Origin of the sequence: Rhodopseudomonas sp. B29, from assembly GCF_000333455.1 — a bacterium.
Classification (GTDB): domain Bacteria; phylum Pseudomonadota; class Alphaproteobacteria; order Rhizobiales; family Xanthobacteraceae; genus Rhodopseudomonas.
Genome location: NZ_BADD01000765.1, coordinates 1 through 5024, shown reverse-complemented (window position 1 = coordinate 5024; position 5024 = coordinate 1). Strand labels below are relative to the sequence as shown.

Annotated in this window: 9 protein-coding genes; 4 read left to right on the top strand and 5 right to left on the bottom strand. The window is 63.7% G+C overall.

The genetic code is table 11. The annotated features are described in order from the left end of the window. Positions 1 to 522 (top strand): Crp/Fnr family transcriptional regulator (locus I5M_RS27555; RefSeq protein WP_022724347.1); only part of this gene is annotated, 522 nt, incomplete at its 5' end. Between the two features lie 139 nt (positions 523 to 661). Further along, positions 662 to 841 carry a hypothetical protein gene (locus I5M_RS27550; RefSeq protein WP_022724346.1) on the top strand — a complete coding sequence of 60 codons (180 nt, stop codon included), beginning with the start codon at positions 662 to 664 and terminating at the stop codon, positions 839 to 841. Positions 842 to 1018: 177 nt separating this feature from the next. On the opposite strand, the gene I5M_RS27545 is transcribed toward I5M_RS27550, so the two are convergent. Continuing rightward, positions 1019 to 1216 (bottom strand): EscE/YscE/SsaE family type III secretion system needle protein co-chaperone, encoded by a 198-nt coding sequence (locus tag I5M_RS27545; RefSeq protein WP_022724345.1) that lies wholly within the window; start codon positions 1214 to 1216, stop codon positions 1019 to 1021. Positions 1217 to 1332: 116 nt separating this feature from the next. Further along, entirely contained in the window at positions 1333 to 1632 is a 300-nt protein-coding gene (locus tag I5M_RS27540) for a hypothetical protein (protein ID WP_031337806.1), read from the bottom strand. Position 1633: 1 nt separating this feature from the next. Between I5M_RS27540 and I5M_RS32570 the strand changes: the two genes are divergently transcribed. Then, entirely contained in the window at positions 1634 to 1900 is a 267-nt protein-coding gene (locus I5M_RS32570) for a hypothetical protein (protein ID WP_148287974.1), read from the top strand. A gap of 86 nt (positions 1901 to 1986) precedes the next feature. Then, positions 1987 to 2325, top strand: a complete 339-nt coding sequence (locus I5M_RS27535) for a GrlR family regulatory protein (RefSeq protein WP_022724343.1) — start codon at positions 1987 to 1989, stop codon at positions 2323 to 2325. A 168-nt stretch (positions 2326 to 2493) separates the two neighbouring features. On the opposite strand, the gene draG is transcribed toward I5M_RS27535, so the two are convergent. From draG to I5M_RS27520, 3 genes are all read right to left on the bottom strand, one after another. Further along, positions 2494 to 3390: an ADP-ribosyl-[dinitrogen reductase] hydrolase gene (draG, locus tag I5M_RS27530; protein ID WP_022724342.1), complete on the bottom strand. Its 897-nt coding sequence runs from the start codon at positions 3388 to 3390 to the stop codon at positions 2494 to 2496. Beyond that, on the bottom strand, positions 3390 to 4241 hold the full coding sequence (locus tag I5M_RS27525) for an NAD(+)--dinitrogen-reductase ADP-D-ribosyltransferase (protein WP_022724341.1): 852 nt from the start codon (positions 4239 to 4241) through the stop codon (positions 3390 to 3392). The genes draG and I5M_RS27525 overlap by 1 nt, the downstream gene beginning before the upstream one ends. A 60-nt stretch (positions 4242 to 4301) precedes the next feature. Continuing rightward, positions 4302 to 5024, bottom strand: a 723-nt coding sequence (locus I5M_RS27520; RefSeq protein ID WP_022724340.1) for a helix-turn-helix transcriptional regulator, incomplete at its 5' end; no start/stop codon positions are given.

The following is a 5024-nucleotide window of genomic DNA, read 5'->3' as shown; positions in this document are numbered from 1 at the left end:
CTTCAGGTGATCAGCTTGATCTTCCCAGGAGACGCTTGCAACGCGTTCGGGCATTTGATCGGCGGCGCGGATCATTCGATCGTGACGCTGACTCCGGCGGCGTTCGCCGAGATCGATCGCGGCCGCTTCGAAGAGTTGATGGCCCTCGATCCAGCGCTCACCGAGGCAATGCTGTGCGACACCCTGCTTCAACTCGCAATCGCGCAGGAATGGATCGTCAATATCGGTCGCCGTGTCGCGCTCGAACGGGTCGCTCACCTGCTTTGCGAGATCTTCGAGCGCCTGCACGCCGTCGATCTTCTGGAGGGCGACAGCTGTCCCTTCCCCATCACCCAGATGGACTTGGCCGACGCGACGGGACTGTCGATCGTCCATCTCAACCGTACCCTGCAAGAGCTGCGCGGCAGCGGGCTGATCGTGCTGCGTGAACGCCATCTCACGATCGTGGATCGTGAGGCCTTGGAAAATCTGAGCCTGTTCCACCCGGACTACCTGAGGGTCGTCCCCGGAAAGCTGCCCTGAGGGCGCCGGATCGAACTGGTCAGTGACACCCGCTGACGACGAAACTGACGGCCTGCTTCGCTCGTGCAGACGCGCCGGAACGCCCCGTTGAGGTCGGCGTTGGTCGACCGAGTAGACTTGGCAGCCGCGGAGCAAGACGATGGAGACCAAGATCGAGCGCCGACCACTCGATGGGCGAGAGCCTGCCGTCTCGGAAGACGATCGCCGCCGCGAGAACATCTCGTCGGAAGCCGAACGTCGTCAGACCGAACAGGACCGCATGACGCCGCAGCGCCGCAAGAAGACTCCCTCCGCTAGCGATCCCGGTCACACGGCCTGATCAGGACGCTCGCGAGCGGTCGAGGTGTGATGTTCGGCTTCCGATCAGACCATCTCGGCACGCCGACGCCGTTCCGCGGCCTCGGTGCGCCAGGAACAACACATGTCGGGGTGATCGTGCAGGGCGCGATGGTCGCGAGGCTGCACCTTTAAAGACAAGCCGCTTCGCGCTCGCAGCTCACCGGCGGACTTCCCGCGTCGCCAGCCATTCAATGACGCCGAGGGCAACTTCAGTCGATTTGGCGCGCTGCTGCCATGCTTCCCATTGCTGCGGGTCCTGGCCCTGCTCGGCTTCACGACGCCAACGATCGGCGAACGCGGCCAGCCGCTGCTCGAGCGGCAGCTCCTGCTTGGTGCGGTTCCGACTCTTCTTCACGTGACCTCCTCGCCTTCGTGGCAGGGAGGCTAGCGGCCCAATCCGAAGCGGGCATTCACCTATCTTAATGCCGGTCCGTGCCGCGCCTTGGCCTGGACTTTCGCCTCACCCCTCCGTCAAGTAACCTGCTCCGCTCCGAGTTCCTTCATCGCCGCTTCGACCACGCAAGGATCGGCAGCACGGCATTGCACATTGACTTCGATGGCTCCGCCGAGTTGCGGATCGCCTTGCTTAGCAATGCCGGGATGGCCGCTCTCCGCATCCGCACCCGCGACCTCGGTGCCGGCACTATTGGCTTGGCCACGCGACCGCACATCGATCGCCTGACGTTCGATGCCGTGTTCCTGAACCAGCCGCTCGATCGCCAGTTCGGCCTCGCGCCGCGTCGCAAATGCGCCGCTGATCCTGCGATTCATCTTGCTCTCCATCGTCGATGACATCGTCATCAATGCCGAGGTGACGCAATGTTTCCCGCGTCAGAATGCACCGCCACATCGAAGGCGTGGCAAGCCGATGAAAAGGCACTCGCCAGCAGCCGCCGAGCGAGCTGCCGCCTTGGTGTCGGGGTCGACACTTATTGTGACGTCCGAACGCGCCCGCGGCAGGCCCGGCTCAGATGCCTTTGTCCTCGACAGATTTACATTTCGCGGTGCCCCGGTCGGCCAGATTGTTGAATTCGAGTAAATTTCATTCCCCGGCAACCGCGCCGTCGTTTAGTAATGCGGAAAATTACGAGTGTTAGTAAGCATCAATTGGCACACGGTGATTGCATGAGTGACGATCTGGAAGGTTTTTACCGGGTGGAGTTCGAAACAGCCCGCAAGAAGTCGCATGGTGTGGTGTGTCTCCACGGGGGACGAATACGCGGCGGCGACTCCGCTTTCGCCTATATCGGGACCTATCGGCAGACCGGACTAAAGGTAAGCGGAACCCTCCGCGGGCTCCGTCATGCGCCGCCCGATCCGAGCCGTCTATCGGTCTTCGGCATCGATCCTGTGGAAGTGAACTTCGACGGCGTCGCCAAGGACGGCTATGTGTCGATCGAAGGCGTCGCCCGCGAGACGCCGAGCCTGTCGCTTCGGGCGCTGCTGGTGAAGATCGAAGACTAGAGCTTTTCCGGTTCTGATAGAATCAAAACTGGAGTTCTGGATTCTTATTTTGTCGCGTTTCTTCACGCGAACCGGTCTCCACTTCGCTCGAAAACGCTCTAAAGACTAAGGCCAAGGCCTTCCGAACGGTTCATGTGAGCCGCAGCTTCGCCGTCGGCCGCGAGGCCTTCAAGGGCTGACCGCAATTGTCAGCAGTTTCCTGACATGGTCGCGGATGTCGTCTGCGACGGCACGATCGAGCCGGTCCAGCCATCGCTTGGGAATGGCCGACAGACCATAGGTCGCCCCCGCCAACATGCCGGCGAGCGCGCCGGTCGTATCGGCGTCATCGCCCTGATTGACCGTGGCGATCACGCAATCGGCGAACGACGACGTCGCGAAGTAATAGTGCAGAACGGTCTGCAGCGTATCGACCACATAGGCCGAAGCCCGCCCGCGGTAGGGCGTGAAGCGGAAGCTGCGATGCGCCGTCACCAAGTCGTCCGCAATGACGCGGGCCTGGGCCGGGCCGGCGCCGAGAACCAGTACCTGCAGCATCTCGACCAACGCCAGCGAAGCCGCGTCCGACAACGGATGATGGTGGGTGATGCGCGCCTGCGCCACCGTCCAGCTTCGCGCCTCCTCCGGCCGCCGCAGCGTCGCCAGAGCGAGCGGCAGGATGCGCATCGCGGCGCCGTTGCCGGCGTCGCCCTCGAAATAAGCACCTTGGACAGCGCCCGTGGTGATGTAGCGCCGGATACCGCGGCGGCAGGTGCTGCCGACATCGACGGGTCCGGTTTTCAGCCAGGCGGCAAATTCCTCGCAGACGTCGCGGACGTCGAAGCCGCCGCAACGGATCAGCGAGCGGCCGAGCGCCAGCGCCATCGCGGTGTCGTCGGTGATCTGGCCCGGCTTCAGGCGCAGCCAGCCGCCGCCGACGATCTCCTTGTGGACGCCATAGCGCGCCGAGATCTCCGAGGCCGTCATGAACTCGACGGTGGCCCCGAGCGCGTCACCGATCGCAAATCCGAGATAGGCCGCGAGCGCCCGCTCCTCGATCTCGGCGGGTGTCGGTGCTTGGGCCATCAAAAGTAGCTCGCCGTGACGCGATAATCGCCGCCGATCACAAGATACTCGCTTTCGCTTTTCAAAAGATGCGTCGCCAGCAGCCGGTTGAAGAACAGGATCTTCGGCACCGGCACGCGCACGGTGAGGATCGTGTCCCCGAAACAATCGGCGATGCTGCGATCGGTGGTGAACGACGTCAGGTTGTTCAGGCGAATGATGCAGTGGCGCTTGTCGATGCGCGTGACGATCTGATGTTCCTCGAAGCCGTTGACGCCGCGATACAGCGTCACATGCGTACTTCCGGACGCGGAGAAATGCGACAGCGCCCATTGGCAGAATTCGAACAGCAGATCGAGCTGAACGTAGATCGCGTTGTTGTGAAAACGGCTCGACATTTTCTGTTCGACATAGCTCGTCCAGGCCGGGCTGGCGATGCGCCGGATCGGCTCCTGATGAAAAGTTGGAAACAGCCCGAACCGGCTCTCGACCCAGCCCTTCAGGACAGCACCTTCGGCGCCGTTGCTATCGAAGCTCCAGCCTTTGACCAGATCGAGGAACGACGAACGAAACCGCCGGCGGCCGCGGCCGTCACGAAGCTGCTGCTCGGGATCGATGCCGAACAGCGCCGCCATGTAGCAGGAGAACGCCGTTCCGGCGTCGGTGAGATCCTCGGCCTGCGCCAGCATCTCGAACAGACCGGTGTTCATCTCCCGAACCCCGGCGATATGCAGCGGCACCGGATTGTCGTTGAAGGCGACGCCGGTCAAGAAGCCCATCGGCACGCCGACGAGGTTGGTTGAATGGCCGATGGCGCCTGCTGCGGTCACGTCGCTGTCGCCGGATTGGATGCTGCGGAATACCCCGACCATCTATCCCGGTCGGCCGCAACTGCCCATCAGCGACTTTAGGCTAGGTGCCCGACGCGGCTGTCAGCGTGCCTTCGCCAGCGTCTCCGACGGCAGTTCGCCGTGCTTGCGGCGATAATCGTGGGCGAAATGGCCGAGATTGCTGAAGCCGCAGGCGAAGGCCACGGACGTCACCGACCGGCCGGGCTCGCCGTCGAGCAGCATGGCGCGCGCCTTGTCGAGCCGCACCGCTTTGGCGAACGCCATCGGCGAGTAGCCGCGGTGCCTCTGGAATGCCTTGAACAGGCTGCGGACACCGACATTGGTCAGGCCGGCGAGTTCCGGGATGGTGATCGCCCGATTCCAGGCTTGCTCGATGTATTCCTCGGCGAGTCGGACATATTCGGGCGCCGTGTCCGGGGCGTCGCGGTCGAGCAGGTCGCTGTAGTTGTGCCGCAGCGCACAGAGGAAAGACACGACGAGCGCGTTCTGCAGCTCGCGCAGCATCAAGGCCGGCAGCGGCGGCTGCGACGGGTCGATCTGCTCGGCCAACACCTCGGCGATCCGCTGCAGGCTACGCGCGCCGCGCTGATCACTGCTCGCCTGCGGCAAGAACACCAGCGAGCCCCGGGGTTTGACCCCCAGCAGCCCCTCGAGGGTCTTGGTCAGCGTGGCAGACGAGGCGCGCACGAACATCTGCTGATAGCCGGCGCCGAATTCCAGCCGCGCCGGCGTGCCGGGCGAAGACACACACCAGTGCCGCGGGTCGATGTCGACGGCGGCTCCGCCCGCCGAGGTGCGGCAGTG

What these genes read in the sequence shown, in the direction of transcription:
- I5M_RS27550 (WP_022724346.1), top strand. Translation starts at nt 662, where the DNA reads ATGGAGACCAAGATCGAGCGCCGACCACTCGATGGGCGAGAGCCTGCC.
- I5M_RS27540 (WP_031337806.1), bottom strand. Translation starts at nt 1,632, where the DNA reads ATGAATCGCAGGATCAGCGGCGCATTTGCGACGCGGCGCGAGGCCGAA.
- I5M_RS27535 (WP_022724343.1), top strand. Translation starts at nt 1,987, where the DNA reads ATGAGTGACGATCTGGAAGGTTTTTACCGGGTGGAGTTCGAAACAGCC.
- draG (WP_022724342.1), bottom strand. Translation starts at nt 3,390, where the DNA reads ATGGCCCAAGCACCGACACCCGCCGAGATCGAGGAGCGGGCGCTCGCG.
- I5M_RS27525 (WP_022724341.1), bottom strand. Translation starts at nt 4,241, where the DNA reads ATGGTCGGGGTATTCCGCAGCATCCAATCCGGCGACAGCGACGTGACC.